The organism is Streptomyces sp. CY-1 (genome assembly GCF_047218265.1).
Lineage (GTDB): Bacteria > Actinomycetota > Actinomycetes > Streptomycetales > Streptomycetaceae > Streptomyces > Streptomyces niphimycinicus.
The window spans coordinates 9,884,505-9,901,341 of sequence record NZ_CP178393.1; the positions used below are offsets into that span (position 1 = coordinate 9,884,505).

At 71.4% G+C, this 16,837-nt stretch carries 10 protein-coding genes; 7 read left to right on the plus strand and 3 right to left on the minus strand.

Annotation, left to right across the window (positions count from 1 at the left end; translation table 11 throughout):
- The first annotated feature begins 267 nt into the window (after positions 1-267).
- Positions 268-1,266: a cation diffusion facilitator family transporter gene (locus ACK1X7_RS42630; protein ID WP_382948124.1), complete on the plus strand. Its 999-nt coding sequence runs from the start codon at positions 268-270 to the stop codon at positions 1,264-1,266.
- 171 nt (positions 1,267-1,437) lie between these two features.
- Here ACK1X7_RS42630 and ACK1X7_RS42635 read toward each other — a convergent pair whose 3' ends face one another.
- Entirely contained in the window at positions 1,438-1,566 is a 129-nt protein-coding gene (locus ACK1X7_RS42635) for a hypothetical protein (protein ID WP_382948127.1), read from the minus strand.
- Positions 1,567-1,733: 167 nt separating this feature from the next.
- Positions 1,734-6,368 carry an HAD-IC family P-type ATPase gene (locus ACK1X7_RS42640; RefSeq protein ID WP_413116531.1) on the minus strand — a complete coding sequence of 1,545 codons (4,635 nt, stop codon included), beginning with the start codon at positions 6,366-6,368 and terminating at the stop codon, positions 1,734-1,736.
- Between the two features lie 105 nt (positions 6,369-6,473).
- On the opposite strand from ACK1X7_RS42640, the gene ACK1X7_RS42645 reads away from it, so the two are divergent.
- Positions 6,474-6,788 carry a hypothetical protein gene (locus tag ACK1X7_RS42645; protein WP_385156461.1) on the plus strand — a complete coding sequence of 105 codons (315 nt, stop codon included), beginning with the start codon at positions 6,474-6,476 and terminating at the stop codon, positions 6,786-6,788.
- Positions 6,789-6,807: 19 nt separating this feature from the next.
- Here ACK1X7_RS42645 and ACK1X7_RS42650 read toward each other — a convergent pair whose 3' ends face one another.
- Entirely contained in the window at positions 6,808-8,253 is a 1,446-nt protein-coding gene (locus tag ACK1X7_RS42650) for a lipase maturation factor family protein (RefSeq protein ID WP_413116532.1), read from the minus strand.
- Between the two features lie 295 nt (positions 8,254-8,548).
- Between ACK1X7_RS42650 and ACK1X7_RS42655 the strand changes: the two genes are divergently transcribed.
- From ACK1X7_RS42655 to rfbB, 5 genes are all read left to right on the plus strand, one after another.
- Positions 8,549-9,613: a 3-oxoacyl-ACP synthase III family protein gene (locus ACK1X7_RS42655; RefSeq protein WP_398159026.1), complete on the plus strand. Its 1,065-nt coding sequence runs from the start codon at positions 8,549-8,551 to the stop codon at positions 9,611-9,613.
- 38 nt (positions 9,614-9,651) lie between these two features.
- Positions 9,652-11,370, plus strand: a complete 1,719-nt coding sequence (locus ACK1X7_RS42660) for a 3-hydroxyacyl-CoA dehydrogenase family protein (protein ID WP_385151567.1) — start codon at positions 9,652-9,654, stop codon at positions 11,368-11,370.
- A 591-nt stretch (positions 11,371-11,961) separates the two neighbouring features.
- Positions 11,962-14,838 carry a helix-turn-helix transcriptional regulator gene (locus ACK1X7_RS42665; protein ID WP_413116533.1) on the plus strand — a complete coding sequence of 959 codons (2,877 nt, stop codon included), beginning with the start codon at positions 11,962-11,964 and terminating at the stop codon, positions 14,836-14,838.
- 136 nt (positions 14,839-14,974) lie between these two features.
- Positions 14,975-15,847 (plus strand): glucose-1-phosphate thymidylyltransferase RfbA, encoded by an 873-nt coding sequence (rfbA, locus tag ACK1X7_RS42670; protein ID WP_385151579.1) that lies wholly within the window; start codon positions 14,975-14,977, stop codon positions 15,845-15,847.
- Positions 15,848-15,860: 13 nt separating this feature from the next.
- Entirely contained in the window at positions 15,861-16,835 is a 975-nt protein-coding gene (rfbB, locus tag ACK1X7_RS42675; protein ID WP_385151573.1) for a dTDP-glucose 4,6-dehydratase, read from the plus strand.
- Positions 16,836-16,837: the final 2 nt, after the last annotated feature.

A 16,837-nucleotide genomic window follows, 5' to 3' on the forward strand; every position in this document is an offset into this window, starting at 1 on the left:
CCCGCCCCGCCGGGTCACCTTCCGCGCGCCGGTCTCACCCGCATCGGCGTGGTCTCGCACATGTCAGCGACTCCCTGGTGGCGGCCCCGGGCGGCCGGGCCGCGCGCCCTTTTCGCGCTTCGAAATGAAAAGCATTGCCGCATTCATAAAGCCCCTCCGCCGCCGGTGCGTAAGTTTATTGATAACCGTGTCCATTGCAGCCTTTGGTGAATTCCCCTCGGGGCTGTTTCAATTGCGCTGTCCCGAAGACGATCCGAGGAGGAGCCGGTGGGAGCTCATGCGCACGGACCCGACGAGGGGCACGGCGGAGCTGGGCACGGCGGCCACGCCCACGGTGTGGCCGAGAACGCCGACCGCCGGTGGCTGTCCCTCGCCCTCGCGCTGATCAGCGGCTTCATGGCGGTCGAGGTCGTCGTCGGGATCATCGCCCGCTCCGTGGCGCTGCTGTCCGACGCGGCCCATATGCTCACCGACGCCGCCTCGATCGTGCTCGCGCTCATCGCGATCCGGCTCTCGGCGCGCCCCGCGCGTGGCGGATACACCTATGGGCTCAAGCGGTCGGAAATCCTTTCCGCCCAGGCCAATGGCCTTTCCCTGCTGCTGCTCGGCGCCTATCTCGGCTATGAGAGTGTGGGGCGGCTGATCGATCCGCCCGAGGTGACCGGCGGTCTGGTGCTGGTCACCGCGCTGGCCGGGGTGGCGGTGAATCTCGCGGCCGCCTGGTGCATGTCGAAGGCGAACCGCTCCTCGCTCAATGTCGAGGGCGCCTTCCAGCATGTGCTCAACGATCTCTACGCCTTCATCGCCACCGCCGTCGCCGGACTGGTGGTGGTGACGACGGGCTTCGCGCGCGCCGACGCGATCGCCGGTCTGCTGGTGGTCGTCCTCATGATCAAGGCGGGTGTGGAGCTGCTGCGGGCCTCCGGCCGGGTGCTGCTGGAGGCCGCCCCGGCCGGTGTCGAGCCCGATGAGGTGGGCGGCCGACTCGTCGCCCATGGACAGGTGGCCGAGGTGCATGATCTGCATGTCTGGCAGATCACCTCGGGCGAGGTCTCGCTGTCCGCCCATGTCCTGGTCGCGGCGGGCGGCGAGTGCCATGCGGTCCGGGAGGACCTGGAGGCGGTGCTGCGCGCCGAGTACGGGATCACCCACACCACGCTTCAGGTCGACCATCTGGACGACCCCGCCGCGCGGGGACGGGAGGACGGGGAGCACTGCCCGACCGCCCACGGTCCGGTGCACCGGGCGGCGTCGTACGGCCACTGAGTGCGTCGCACCGAGCAGGGCCGCGCGGCGCCGCCGTCCTGAGGAAGACCCTGCGGAAGGCCCGGGAGCGTCGCGGCGCTTCCGGGCCTCGATGATGGTGGCGGGGCGCCGTCCCTGCGGACGTCACCCCGGGCGGCCGTCACCCCGGGCGGCCGGCGGGTGCCGGCCCCATCAGGCGGCGGCCGGAGCGGCGGCCGGCCGGAAGGTCGACGTCAGCAGCGTCTTCAGGAGCTGGGCGACAAACGCCTCCAGCGCAATCTGGGCCAGCTTGACCAGGACGGTCGTCAGAATGTGGGCCATGAGTACCTCACTGGACGGAACACGGGCGGAAGCGAGGCATCCGCTTCCAATCCGCAGCCTGACCCGCGCCGGAAAGCGGGTGGCGCACACCGGGTAAGCGTCCGGTGAATGGACGGAAAGCTCAGGTTAAGAAACGCCCGAGATGTCCCGTTTCCCGGGTGGCGTGTTCAGACCGCGAGCGGCGCTCGCCGGGGGAAGAGCAGCCGCGGCGCGACCGCCGCCCCCAAAGTGGCGGTGGTCGAGCAGGTGCCGACGACCGACCAGGCCATCGGGCCCAGGGGCGTACAGCCGAAGAAGTGGCTGACCACCGGGGTCTCCACGATGGCGAACAGCGTGGCCGCCGAGGCGACGCTGGTGACCAGCACCAGGGGGCTGTGCCAGTCGGTCATGAACGTCTGGCCGAGCTGGGTGCCGACCAGCGCCGCGAGCCCCATGGTGCTCGCCCGCCGGGCCCGCCCCGTCATCCGCCCGCACTGCCAGGCCGCGGCTGCGCCCAGCGCGGTGGCACTGCCGCGCACGGCGAGAATACGACCCAGATCGGAGCCGAACAGCGCGGACGCCGGGCCGCCGACCAGCGGGTCCTCACCGGACTTCTGCTCCCGGGACCGGGCGAGGGCCACCGCCAGGGCGGGCAGCATGTCGGTGAGCAGATTCACCAGGAGCAACTGACGGGTGCCCAGCGGCGCCCGCCCGGCCACCGCCGCGCCCAGCACGGTGAAGGCGACCTCACCCGCGTTCCCGCCGACCAGGATCGCCACCGCGTCGCGCACACTGCGCCACAGCGCCCTGCCCTCCTGAAGCGCGTCGAGGATCCGGGTCGGGTCCGGGTCGGTGAGCACCATGTCGGCGGCGGCGCGGGCCGAGGCCGAGCCGTGGGCGGACAGTCCGATGCCGATGTCCGCGAGGCGGATGGCGGCCGCGTCGTTCACCCCGTCCCCGGTCATGGCCACCACCTGCCCGGCCTGCCGCAGTCCCTGGACGATACGGACCTTGTGCTCGGGTGAGACCCGGGCGAAGACGGTGGTACGGGCGATCCGCTCGACCCGCTCGCCCTCGGGCAGGGTGTCCAGCTCCGCCCCGGTGAGCACCGGCTCGGCGTCCGGGATCCCCAGCTCCCGGGCGATGGCGACCGCCGTGGTCGGATGGTCGCCGGTGACCATGGCCACGCGTACCCCGGCGTCCGTCAGCCGCTTGACGGTCTCGGCGGCACCCGGCCGCGTGGTGTCGGCGATGGCGATGAAGCCCAGCAGGGTGAGCTCCGTGGCGATCCCGGCCACCTCCGCCGACGGCGTGTCGGACGTGGCGGGCCGGGTCTCGGCCACCGCAAGCACCCGCAGCCCGTCGGAGGCCAGCGAGTACAGCAGGCGCTCGGTGGCGTGCCGCCGCTCGGCGGTCAGCGGCACGGTGTCGTCCACCGCCCCCGGACTCAGGGCGTACGCACACCGGGCGAGCACGATCTCCGGGGCCCCCTTGACCGCCAGATGCGGGCGCCCGGACTCCGTGCCCAGCGACGCCGAGAATCCCCGGCTGGCCTCGAAGGGCAGCTCGGACACCGGAGACCAGGCGCCGTCCCCGTCGCAGTGCGCGGCCGACGCGTCGAGGACGGCCTGGTCGGTGGCGTGGGCCAGCGCCCGCCCGCCCTCCCGCTGGGGGCAGGCCCTGGCCGCCGTACGCAGCAGCCGCATGCCCAGCGCACTGCTGGTCGGCAGCTCGTGGTCGTATCCGGCGACCCGGGCCACGGCCAGCCGGCCCTCGGTCAGGGTGCCGGTCTTGTCGAAGCAGACGACGTCGACCCGGCCCAGGGCCTCCAGCACCCGCGGCGAGCGGGTCAGCACTCCGCGGTGCGAAAGGCGGCGCGCCGCGGCGGACTGCGCCACCGTGGCCACCAGCGGCAGCCCCTCGGGCACGGCGGCCACCGCGATGGCCACGCCGGTGGACAGCGCCTCGCGCACCGGCACCCCGCGCATCAGCCCCAGCAGGGTGACGGCGGCGCCGCCGAGGCCGGTGGCGGGCAGCGCGACCTTGGTGAGCGCGGCCAGCCGGCCCTCGATTCCGATGGGCGCGGTGGGGCGTCCGGCCAGTTCGGCGGCGCGCCCGGCCTCGGTCTGCGCTCCGGCGGCCACGACCACGGCGTATCCGGTGCCGGCGAGCACCGTGCAGCCCTCGTAGACCATGCAGGACCGTTCCGCGAGGTCGGCGCCCGGAGTGGCGGCCGGGTCCTTGGCGACCGGGCCGGACTCGCCGGTCAGCCCGGCCTCGTCCAGCTCCAGCCGGTCGCTGACCAGCAGCCGGGCGTCGGCCGGTACGACGTCCGAGGGCCGCAGCGCGATGATGTCCCCGACCCGCAGCTCCTCGGCGGCCACCGTGCGCACCGGGGCGGTGGTCAGCCCCGCGAAGAACACCTCGCGGTCCGCCGCCACCCCGTCCGCCTGGGACATCGCGGGCGCCCAGTCGACCAGCCGGCCGTTCATCCGCTCGCTCAGCAGCAGGCCGCGCAGCGAGCGCTCGGCCCGCAGCCGCTGTGCGCCGCTGATCACCGCGTTGCCCGCCATCACGCTGACGACGAGGAAGGAGTCCACCCCGGATCCCACCGCCGCCGAGGCCGCGGCGCCCAGTGCCAGCACCGGGGTGAGCGGGTCGTGCAGCTCCTCGCGCACCGCGTTCACCAGCGAGGCGGTGTTCCGGTGCAGCGCCGCGAAGCGGGCGGCGGCGGCTCCCATGGCGCCGGGCGCCCCGGCGCGTACGGTCGTCCCGGCGGCCTTGCGCACCGGGCGCACCCCGGCGGACCACAGGATCCCGGAGGTCCCCGGCGCGCCCGGCTCCCCGGGACCCGTACCGCGTGAGATGGCCGAGCCGTCGGGCAGCTCCGTCCCGTTCTCCCGGAACGCGCACAGCACGCTCAGGGTCTCCCGCGCCCCCAGGGCATGCCAGTTGCCACGGACGCGGGGCGGCGGCGGGGAGCGGCGCTCCACCCGGCGCGCCGCGCCGATCCCGCCGAGCACGGCCAGGAACGCCGCGCTGTACACCGGAGAGGTGGCGAGCCCGGCCACCGCGGGCCGGGTCCCCGCCGCGGCGATGAGCGCGCCGAGCGCGGAACCGCCCATCGACAGCCGCGCCGAGCGCCGGCTGACCGAGCGCGCGTCCTCCAGCGCCCGCAGCACCCGCCAGGCATGGAGCAGCCCGGGGCCGCAGATCAGATCGGCCGACCAGCACACCCGGTTCTCGCCGCGCGTGGTGACGGCGACGCCGAGATCGGCCGCGCCGAGCGCCTCGTCGTCCTCGCCGCTGATCAGCAACACACCGTGGCCCTCGATCTGTAGTCGGCGCACCGTGTCGGGCAGCGAGCTGCCGAGGGGGAGCAGTTCGTCGGCCCATGGAGCGATCTCGTCCGTGCTGGCGTGTCCGGTGAGCACCAGACGCCGCGCACCGGATCGGGCCGCCGCCACCACGGCGTCGGCCAGCGGGTCGAGTTCGCGGCCGATCCGGATCCGGGCCTGCCGCCGGCCGTCCTCGCCGTGCAGGTCCGCGGTCAGCGCCAAGGGGCTCGCCGGGATCGCCGCGGGGATGTCGTGGGGCCGCTCCAGCCGCCAGGGGCCGCGCGTCCAGGGCCCTTCGCCGGACAGCTCCCGCAGGGTGCGGCGGTCAAGGACGGACTGCGCGGCGCTCCACGCCTCGGCTTCCCCCAGGTCGCCGACGGTGGTGACCGACAGCAGCCGCGGCCGGCCGGCACACAGCACCCGTGAGTCGATCAGCACCGCCGACACGCGGTCCAGCAGCCGCAGCGCGGTGCCGTCCATGGGCACCACGCCGTCGCGTGCCAGCACATCGCCCAGCCGGGCGGCGAACGCCTCCCGCCCCATGGCGGCCGCCTTCGGCACGGTGGCCAGCAGCGCCTTGGCGGCCTGCTCGGGGTCGCGGGTCCACGCCAGCAGCCCGCCCGCGCCGAACAGCGAGGCCAGGGAGGTGCGGTCGATACAGGTCTCCACCGGCCCGTGCGGCAGGGGAGTGGGCCGGGGAACGGGTGGGTGCGAGCGCTCCGGGAGCCCGTCGCCGTCCGTCACCAGCTCCGGCTCCCGGCTCTGCCATACGGCCTGCCGGCCGCGGATCTCGGCGAGTTGCAGCATGCGCTGCACCGCGTCCAGGGCGAGCGGGGCCTCGCCCCTGGTCAGGGCGTGCACCACGGCGTTCGACACGCCGATGAGGGCGTCGGCCTGGGCACGGCCGAGCCGGGACTCCAGCAGACCGCGCACCCGCGGCTGGATCTCCGCCATCACCGTGGGGATGCGCAGTGCGGGGGAGAGCGCGGGCACCATCGACACCCGTCGGATCGTGGCCGCCACCAGACCCAGGCAGTCGGCGGCGAGCGCGGTCGCGGCGAGTGTCGCGGGCGCGGAGGCGAACGGCGGCTGCGGACGGCCCGTCGCAAAGGAGTCCGCGTCCGTCCCCTGGGCCGCTTCGACGCGCTCGACCACCTTCAGTACGTCCTCGGGGCCGAGCTGGTCCTCGTCGAAGTCGACCAGTACGTGGCCCAGCGCCGCGTTCACCCCGGCCCAGTTGACGCCCGCCACCCGCCGCAGCGCGTCCTCCACCGCGCGGGCCAGCCGCTCATGGCCCTCCCCGTGGCCGGTGAGCCCGTGGACCTCCACATGGGTCCGGCCGGACCGGGTCCACATCCTCCGGCTGCTGCGCCGGTCGCCGGTGTCGCGCAGGACGTCGGCGATGTCCGCGAGGCGCAGTCGCAGCCCGCTGATCCCGCGGGACGGGGCGGAGACGAGGCCCGTGAACGTAGTGATGGGCAGCAACGGCTGCTCTCCCCTCGGTCCTGATATGCCGGGATCGTAAATTCGGCTTATACTTACCTAATTCCACCGCAAAATAACCAAAGTGACATCCGGTAGGAGGAAGGCGTGAGCGCAGCGACGACATCCAAGACGGCCGACACCCGGAAGACGGGCGAGTCCCGCGGGAAGGACCGCACCGTCACCTTCACCGTCCCCCGCGCCGCCATGGCCACGGCGAACGTGGCCACGATGCCGATCAGGACCGCACGGCGGATCCTGCCCGCCAAGGGCGGACTTCCGCTCTATCTCGGACTCGGCGCGATGGGCCTCGCCGGAGTGCTGGAATGGCCGATCGCGGTGGGCGTCGGCGTCGGCTACGCCGTGCTGCGCAACCCCCCGCCGGGCGCCGAGACTCCGAACGCGAAGGGTGCCGCCGGCTGAGCGTCGGCCCGGCCTGGTGTCACGCCCGCGACGAGCCGTGGTCCCCCAGCCTGACCGGCGGCAGAAACTCGCTCAGCAGGGTCCGATGCCACCAGGCCCCGGTGGCCCGCCGTTCCGCCGGGGTGGTGAAGCGGTAGAGATACAGCCGTGCGCGCAGATGGGTGGGCGGCGTCCCCGGGAAGGGCGTGGCGCGCAGCAGCTTCACCGTCGCCCGGTCGTTGACCAGCAGCTTGCCGATCAGCGGGGTGAACCAGGACCCGGCGTAGGCGGGTGAGAGCCCCGCGAACCACATCATCCAGTCCAGCCGCAGATGGTACGGGGCGTACTGGCGCGGCATCCGCCGCACATCGCCGGGCTTGCCCCGGAACTCGTAGTCCTTCCAGACCGTGTCCGGGGTGAGGACGGCGTCGCCGGTGCCCTGGATCACCACCTCCTGCCGGCTGCGGCTGATGCTGCCGAACGCCCCGTAGGTGTTGACCAGGTGCAGCGGGTTGAACGAATAGTTCATGAGCTGACGGCCCGACAGCAGATTGCGGGCCGGCCAGTAGCTGAGCACCAGCACCAGCGCGGTGGCGGCCAGCACCACCACCTCGTACCAGACCGGGGGAGCGGCGAGGGGCGGCGGCCCGGGCAGCCCCAGCACCTCGGCGGCGCGGCGCCCGTCGACCGCCGAGAGCGCCGGCAGGATCGTCAGCCAGTTGAGCCAGGAGAAGTTCCCGGAGGCCACCAGCCACAGTTGGGTGACCACGACGATCCCCGCCGCCACGCTCGCGACCGGCTGCGGGGTGAACAGCAGCACCGGCACGATGAGCTGCGCCACATGGTTGGCCGCCACCTCCACCCGGTGCAGCGGCCTCGGCAGATGGTGGAAGTACCAGCTCAGCGGCCCCGGCATCGGCTGGGTCTCATGGTGGTAGTAGAGGCACGTCAGGTCCCGCCAGCAGCGGTCCCCACGGATCTTGATCAGCCCGGCGCCGAACTCCACCCGGAACAGCAGCCAGCGCAGCAGCCACAGGACGAGCACGGGCGGCGCGGTGTGCTCATTGCCCAGGAAGACGGCGAGGAACCCCGATTCCAGCAGCAGGGACTCCCAGCCGAAGCCGTACCACACCTGTCCCACGTTGACGATCGACAGGTACAGCAGCCACAGCACCAGCCACGCCACCATCGCGACCGCCAGGGGCGCCCGGTCCGCGGCCCCCGCCAGCAGCGCGGCGGACAGCGCGGCCCCCAGCCAGGAGCAGCAGCCGAAGAACCGGTCGGAATAGTGCAGATGGAACAGGCTGGGCGAGCGCCGGAACGGCACCCGTTCGAGGAAACGCGGCACCGGGGTCAGCCCCCGCTCGCCGAGCAGCGCCTGGCCCTGTAGAGCCGCCGTCAGAAAGGCGATCAGATAGACGGCGGCCAGCCCCCGTTGGAAGACCAGCCGGCTCAGCCAGTAGTCGGATGAGGTGAACCACTCCATGGGGGCCGCTCCCTGAGCCGGTCTGCCTTCGGCCTGCATGTATCGGTACCACCTCGGGCGGGTGCCCGCCATGCGCCGGCTCATACGGCGGACCGGGTTCATTCGGTAGGGGGCCTAGGGGGGTGACGGGTTAGGGGTTATCCGTGCCGTGCCCGGTCCGTAGCGTCAAAGCCCGGCATGGATCCGGAGGGAACCACTCAATGCTTCTTCTCGAGCACCGCCGAACCCCGCGCACAGCGACCACGGCGATGGCACCGGCGAAGGCGGCGGTGGCCGCGCGGGCCGGGAGACCGGGATGACCGACCATCCGGTCCGGACACCGGGTGGCCCGCCGGTCCGGATACCGGGCGGCCGGCCCGTCGGGATCCTGGGCACCGGCTCGTATCTGCCGGCCGAGGCCGTGTCCAATGAGCTGGTGGCCGAGCGCGCCGGGGTGACCGCGGAGTGGATCTCGGCCAAGACCGGGATCCGGCGCCGCCGTTACGCCGCCGACCATGAGGCCACCTCCGACCTGGCCGTGGAGGCGGCCCGCGCCGCCCTCGCGGACGCCGGGATCCGCGCCGGTCAGCTCGGCTGGATCGTGGTGGCCACCTCGACCCCCGATCACCCCCAGCCCGCCACCGCCTGTCTGGTGCAGCACCGGATCGGCGCGACGGGCGCCGCCGCCTTCGACATCAACGCGGTGTGCAGCGGCTTCGTCTTCGCCCTGGTGACGGCGGCCGGACTGCTGTCGGCCGGCTCCGGCGGCCCCGCCCCGTACGCCCTGGTGATCGGCGCCGATGTCTACTCCCGCATCATCGACCGCACCGACCGGCGCACCGCGGTGCTCTTCGGCGACGGGGCGGGGGCGGTGGTGCTGGGGCCCGTGCGCCCCGGCTACGGCCTCACCGGATCGCTGCTCACCAGCGACGGCGCACTCCACGAGCTGATCCAGGTGCCGGCGGGCGGCAGCCGCGCGCCGGCGTCCGAGAAGACCCTCGCCGACGGGGGCCACTTCTTCCGGATGCGGGGCCGCGCGGTCAGTGAGTACGTCCTCGCCGAGCTGCCGCGTGCGATACGGGCCCTGCTGGCCGCGCATCGCACGGACGCCGCGAGCGTGGACCACTTCATCCCCCATCAGGCCAATGGCGTGCTGCTGGCCAAGGCGCTCCCGGACCTCGGGCTGCCGCGGGCGCGTACGCATCTGACGGTGGCCGAACACGGCAACACCAGCGCCGCCTCCATCCCGCTGGCGCTCGACGACGCCCGGCGGCAGGGCGTGTTCACCGACGGTCAGTTGCTGCTGCTGGCCGGTTTCGGCGGCGGGATGTCGCTCGGCGCGGCGCTCGTCAGATGGCAGGACGGCCACGGCGGTTCGTGACCAACCCAAGGTCCCAGCCAGTGAAAGGACTCATCGGCATGGCACAGCGCTTTCCCACCGTCGCGGTGTTCGGGCTCGGCACCACCGGCCGCCACCTCGTGGACGCCCTGGTCCGCGGCGGTCGGCGGGTGATCGCCGTGGAGCGGGACGAGGCGGCCCTGCGGCGCGGCAGGGGGCGGGTGGACGCGGCGGAATCCGTCGTCGAGTTCACCACCGACCCGGCGGCCGCCGCACGGGCCGATCTGGTGATCGAGGCGGTCCCCGAACGGCTGGAGACCAAGCGCCGGCTGCTCGCCCGCGCCCATGCCGACTGTCCGCCGGAGACGGTGTTCGCCACCACGACCACCGGGCTCCCGGTGACCGAGATCGCCTTCGGCTCCGGGCGGACCGACCGCACGGTGGGGCTGCACCTCTTCCCGCTGGGCCCCGACCGCGAGGACCGGGCGGTGGAGGTGGTGGGCACCCCGCTCACCGGCGCCGCGGTCCTGGCGGACGTCCGGGAGCTGGTGCGCGACCTGGGCCGGATCCCGGTGCCGGTGGCCGACCGGCCGGGCTTCATCGGCGGCGCGCTCACCATGGCGTACCTCAACAACGCCGTGGCCATGTACGAGCGGCGCTATGCCTCGCGCGACAGCATCGACACCGCCATGACGCTCGGCTGCGGACTGCCGATGGGGCCGCTGGCCCAACTGGACGCCATGGGCCTGGACACCGCGCGGGACTCCCTGGAGGCGCTGTACGAGCGCACCGGGGATCCGCGGTACGCGCCCGCGCCCACCCTGGCCCATATGGTGACCGCCGGTCTGCTGGGGGTGAAGGCGGGCCGCGGCTTCTACGAGTACGAGGCGGGCGGCGCCGCCCGGGGCGGGGAGGCGGAGGGCCTCGGCGAGCCCGTACCGGCCCGCGCGGTGCGGCGGATCGGCGTGGTGGGCTCGGGAACGATGGCCGTCGGCATCGCGGAGGTGTGCGCGCGCTCCGGCTATCCGACGGTGCTGGTGGCCCGGAGCGAGGTGCGCGCGAAGGAGGCCACGGCCGCCGTGGAGCGCTCGCTGGAGCGGGGGGTGCGGCGCGGCAAGCTGGCGCCCGAGCTGCTCACCGAGTCGATGGACCGCCTGACCGCGGGACGCGAACTCCAGGCGCTCGGCACCTGCGACCTGGTGATCGAGGCCGTGGCGGAGGACATCGACGTCAAGCGGGCCGTCTTCGCCGAGCTGGACCGGGTGTGCGCACCGGGGGCGGTGCTGGCCACCTCCACCTCGAGCCTGCCCGTCATCGAGTGCGCGATGGCCACGCGGCGGCCCGAGGACGTCATCGGGATGCACTTCTTCAACCCGGCGCCGGTGATGCGGCTGGTCGAGGTGGTGCACACGGTGCTCACCGCCAAGGAGGCACTGGGCACGGCGCACGCGGTGGCCGCGGCGCTCGGCAAGCGTGCGGTGGACTGCCCGGACCGGGCCGGTTTCATCGTCAACGCCCTGCTCTTTCCCTATCTGAACAGCGCGGTGGCGATGGTTCAGGAGGGCTGGGCCACCGCCGCGGACATCGACACGGTGATGGCGGCCGGGCAGGGCTATCCCATGGGTCCGCTGCGCCTGCTGGATGTGATCGGCCTCGATGTCTCGCTCGCCATCCAGCGCACCCTGCACGGCACCTTCCGGGATCCGGCCCTGGCCCCGGCCCGCCATCTGGAGCGGCTGGTCGAGGCCGGTCACCTGGGCCGCAAGGGCGGCAGGGGGCTGCACCTCCACGAGCGCTGACAATGGGTACGCGCATGCCATTGGAATAGTCCAAGGGCAGGGCTGGATGTGTGGGTTGGATGTTGGGCTGGATGTGTGGCTGCGGAATTCATTGTGACAGGGATTGGCGTGCCACGTCTCTGTCCGCTTTATGGCATGAGAATTCCCAGCGAATCGCTTGCGGTTACCATCGGCAACAGACATAAGAATCGCATTAGCCATCAAAACGGGCAAATAAATGTTCGAAGAGGATCCCGGGGTGCCCCAATGGATGACCACTTGGTGTCGAAGCCAAGGATGTCATGAGTTATCCCGGGTGTTGTCAGGGGGTCTCGTGTATGCTGGCCCTTCCGAACAAATGCCCACGTGAACGGGGGTGGCGCAGGGTTGTCAGGGTGTTGGTGCACTTCGGCTTCGCGGTGTCGCCCCAGGTAGGGGCCGGCTCGATGGCATCGATTTCGTCGATCGTCGGGCAGTCCGCTCAGAATTGGTAATTCGTTAACGATGATTTTACGTGCGGCGATGGTGGCGTGGCCGGTTGGCGTATAGCTTGCTGGAAGTCGTTCGGGCTGCCGTGAGCAGTGCTTCGCGTCGCATTCGGGGGTGCGAGCAATGGTATTTTCATCGGCCAGAGTCAGACAATTCGACGCGCAATTCGAGAGACTTCGCCGGACGTTTTCCCGATGCCTGTCCGGGGAAGCGGGCATCGTGCTCGTCGAGGGTGCCGTCGGCTGTGGCAAGACCCATACGCTCGAAGCCGTCACGGCCCATGCGGCGAAGGCCGGAGCCCTCGTCCTCAAGGCATACGGAACGTCGGCCGACCGGGCTCCGCTCGGCACTCTGCGCCAGCTTCTGGATTCGCCCCGGCTGCCCAAGGCGACCGCCGACCATCTGCGCGAAGCTCTCGACCAAGGCGCCCTCGACGCCGCACAGCCCCGCGAAACCCCTGGTGGCGACCCCGCCGGCGGGACCCCGCCGCATATCCAGGGAGCCCGGGAGTTCCGTGCCGCGCTATGTGAACTCGCCTCACGCGAACCGGTGGTGATCTGCGTCGACGAACTCCAGCTCGTCGATGCGGAGTCACTCCAGTATCTGCTGTACCTGGCGACCCGTTCGCACTCCGCCAAACTACTCATGGTATTCGCGCAGGCGGCGGACAGCGATCAAAAAGACGCCGTCTTCAATACCGAACTGCTGCGCCAGCCCAATTTCCAGCGGCTGCGGCTGGAGAGGCTGTCCTGGGAGGAGACCGCGCATCTGCTGACCATCCGTCTGGGACTCCCGGATTCGGCCGATGTGGCATACACCTGGTACGAGGTAAGCGGCGGAAATCCGTTGTTGCTACGCGCGGTGATAGACGATTACCGCACCGCCGGGGCGCCCCCACGGCACGGTCGCGCCGTGGAACCCGTAGTGGGTGACATGTTCATCCAGGCCGTGCTCACCTGTGTCTACCGCAGCGGGCGCACCGTCTCCCGGCTCGCCGAGGGCATCGCGGTGCTCGGCGCGTCCGCCTCCCCCGAACTCCTCGGCAGGCTGCTGCGCATCGGCTCCGCCGGAACCCGGCGCGGAGTCGCCGCGCTGGACGCGGCGGGCCTCGTCGGCGGTCTCGCCTTCCGCCACCCGTATGTCGAGGCCGCGGTGCTGGAGGACATGGACCCCGAGGTCCGGCTGGACATGAACCGCCGCGCCGCCGTCCTGCTGCACCAGGGCGGCGGGGCCACCCTCGCCGTGGCCCGCCATCTGCTCGCCGCCCAGGCCGCCGACGAGCCCTGGGCGGTGCCGCTGCTGCGGGACGCCGCGCAGCAGGCGCTCGCCGAGGACGACGCCAAGCTGGCGGTCGCCTGTCTGGAGCTGGCGTACGCGGCCTGCCAGGACGAGGAGCTGCGGGCCGGTATCAGGATCGGCACCGCCGGGATCATGTGGCGGCTCAACCCCTCGGCGTCCGAGCGGATGCTGGAGGAGCCGCTGGCCGCGCTGTGCGCCGACCGGCTGCCCGCCGCCCATATCGGGCGGCTGATCGAGCTGTTGCTCGCCCACGGCCGGATCGAGGAGGCGCGCGGCGCCATCGGCCGGCTCAACACCGTCATGAGCAACGCGGGACCCACCTCGCTGGCCCAGTTCCGGATGACCGCCCGCTGGGCCCAGGACTCCGGTGCGCAGGACCGCGGCCCCGGGGCTCCGGCGCGCCAGGGCGAGGACGGCGGCGCCTCCCGTACCCCGCTCAGATCCCGCAGACCCTCCTCGCTGTCGACGATCACGGCGGCGTTCAGCGGCTTCTTCGGCCGCGGGGGGAGCGAGGAGTCGCCGGTCGCCGCGGCGGAGAAGGTGCTCGAGGTCTCACCGCTCACCGACGCCACCTTCGAACCCATCGTCAATTCGGTGAACGCGCTGGTGTACGCGGGCCGTCCGGACCGGGCGGCGCCGTGGTGCGATTCGCTGATGGAGGAGGCCGAGCGGCGCCGGGCACCGGGCTGGCGGGCCATCTTCGCCTCGATCCGGGCCGAGATCGCCCTCCGGCAGGGCAACCTCGTGGAGTCGGCGGCCTATGCGACCACCGCCCTGGACATCGTGCCCGGCAGCGACGGAAGCGTCTTCATCGGCGGCCCGCTGGCCAGCCAGATCCTCGCGTACACGGCGATGGGCAAGTACGACGCGGCGGCGCGGCAGCTCAGCCGCCCGGTCCCCGAGGCGCTGTTCAAGAGCATCTACGGACTCGGCTACACCCGCGCCCGCGGCCGCTACTACCTGGCCACCAACCGCATCAACGCGGCGCTCGGCGAATTCCTGATGGCCGGCCGGCTCGCCCAGTTGTGGGAGCTCGACCAGCCCGCGCTGCTGCCCTGGCGCTCCGACGCCGCCGAGGCATGGCTGGAGCTCGGTGACCGGGAGAAGGCCGCGAGCCTGGTCTCCGAGCAGTTGGCCAGGAACGGCGCCGGGGACTCCCGGGTCCGCGGCGTCTCGCTGCGGTTACTCGCGGCCGCGGGCGACATCGAGAACCGGTCCCGGCTGCTCGGCCAGGCCGTGGAAGAGTTGCAGTGCTCCGGCGACCGGCTGGAGCTGGCCCGGGCGCTGGACGATCTGGGCCGTACGTTGCGCGGCTCGGGGGAGCTCGGACGGGCGGATGCCATCACCGGCCGGGCCTGGCGGATGGCCAAGGAGTGCGGCGCCGAGGAGCTGTGCGACCGGATCCGCCTCGACTCCGGTCTGGAGGCCCGCGATCCACGGCCGGTGGTACGGCCGGTGTCCGGACCGCTCGGCCCGAAGCAGACGGTGCCGCCGTCCCTGGGGACGAAGCTCAGCGAATCCGAGGCCCGGGTCGCCGCCCTGGCGGTGGACGGCTATACGAACCGGGAAATAGCCGCCAGCCTCTTCATCACCATCAGCACAGTTGAGCAGCATTTGACGCGGGTGTACCGCAAGCTGAATATAAGGAGCCGCCAGCAGTTGCCGACCGCACTGCGGGCCCAGGTGGATGAAATCGCCTGAGCGCTGACCGGGGCGAGGTCCCGCGGAGGGGGTGGCCACTCGATGCCACCCCTGTTCCATGACCACCCCTGATTACCCCCCTATCGCCGCGGCAGACCTGGAGCGCGGGCCGACCGCGTTGGTAGCTTCTGGCCGCATGAAGGGCATAGTCCTCGCCGGAGGAAGCGGAACCCGACTGCATCCTTTGACACATGCGGTGTCGAAGCAGATCCTTCCCGTCTACAACAAACCGATGATCTATTACCCGCTGTCGGTGCTCATGCTCGGCGGCGTCAGGGAAATCCAGATCATTTCCACCCCGCTGCATGTGGGGATGTTCCGCGCACTCCTCGGCGACGGCCGGCGGCTGGGCCTTTCAATCGAGTACGCCGAACAGTCCGAGGCCAATGGCATCGCCGACGCATTCATCATCGGAGCCGAGTTCATCGGCGACGACCAGGTGGCGCTGGTCCTCGGCGACAACATCTTCCACGGGCCCGGATTTTCGAAGATGCTGCACAACGAGGCAAGTCATGTCGACGGCTGTGTGCTCTTCGGCTACGGAGTCAAGGACCCCGAGCGCTATGGTGTCGGGGAAATGGATGAGCACGGCCGGCTGATCTCCATCGAGGAGAAGCCGGCCGCCCCCCGGTCCAATCTGGCGATCACCGGTCTGTATCTCTACGACAACGACGTCGTGGACATCGCCAAGAACGTACAGCCCTCCGCGCGCGGCGAGCTGGAGATCACCGACGTCAACCGCGTCTATCTGGAGCGCGGAAAGGCCAGACTGGTCGGGCTCGGCCGCGGATTCGCCTGGCTGGACACCGGAACCCATGACTCGCTGCTCCAGGCGGGCCAGTATGTGCAGCTTCTGGAACAGCGCCAGGGAGTACGGATCGCCTGTCTCGAGGAGATAGCCTTCCGGATGGGTTTCATCGACGCGGCCGCCTGCTATGAGCTCGGTGCGGAACTCGGCAAGACGGACTACGGAAAATACCTGATGGATATCGCGGCCAATCATCGCTGAAGGGTTGTCTCCAGTGCGCATAGTTGTGACCGGCGGCGCGGGCTTCATCGGCTCCCACTTCGTCCGGCAGACGTTGACAGGGGCGTACGCCGCCTGGGCGGACGCCCAGGTCGTGGTGGTCGACAAGCTCACCTACGCGGGCAACGAGGCCAATCTGGCCGAGGTCGCCGACAGCCCCCGGCTGCGCTTCGTCCGCGGCGACATCTGCGACGGCGAGCTCGTCGGCGAGCTGCTGCACGGCACCGATCTGGTGGTCCACTTCGCCGCGGAATCGCATGTCGACCGCTCTATTTCCGGCGCCGAGGAATTCGTGCGCACCAATGTCCTGGGCACGCACACCCTCCTCAACGCGGCCGTGAACGCGGCGGTCGGAAAATTCGTCCACGTCTCCACCGACGAGGTCTACGGATCCATCGAAAGCGGCTCCTGGAGCGAGGAGGAACCGCTGGAGCCCAATTCGCCGTATTCCGCGTCCAAGGCATCCTCCGATCTGCTGGCCAGGGCCTTCCACCGCACCCATGGGCTGCCCGTCTGTGTGACCCGCTGCTCCAACAACTACGGCCCGTACCAGCACCCCGAGAAGGTCATTCCGCTCTTTGTCACCAACCTCATGGACGGCAAACCGGTGCCGCTCTACGGCGACGGCGGAAACGTCCGGGACTGGCTGCATGTGGACGACCACTGCCGCGGAATCGCCCTGGTCGCCGAGAACGGCCGCCCGGGCGAGGTCTACAACATCGGCGGCGGCACCGAACTGACCAATCTGGAACTCACGGAACGGCTGCTCGAACTCCTCGGTGCCGACCGCTCGTTGGTCGAGCGGGTGCCCGACCGCAAGGGCCATGACCGCCGTTACTCCGTGGACATCGAGAAAATCTCCGCCGAACTGGGATACCGCCCCGAGATGTCGTTCGAGAACGGCCTCGCGGAAACCGCCAAGTGGTACATGACACACCGCGGTTGGTGGTCACCTCTCAAGAAGCGGTGACC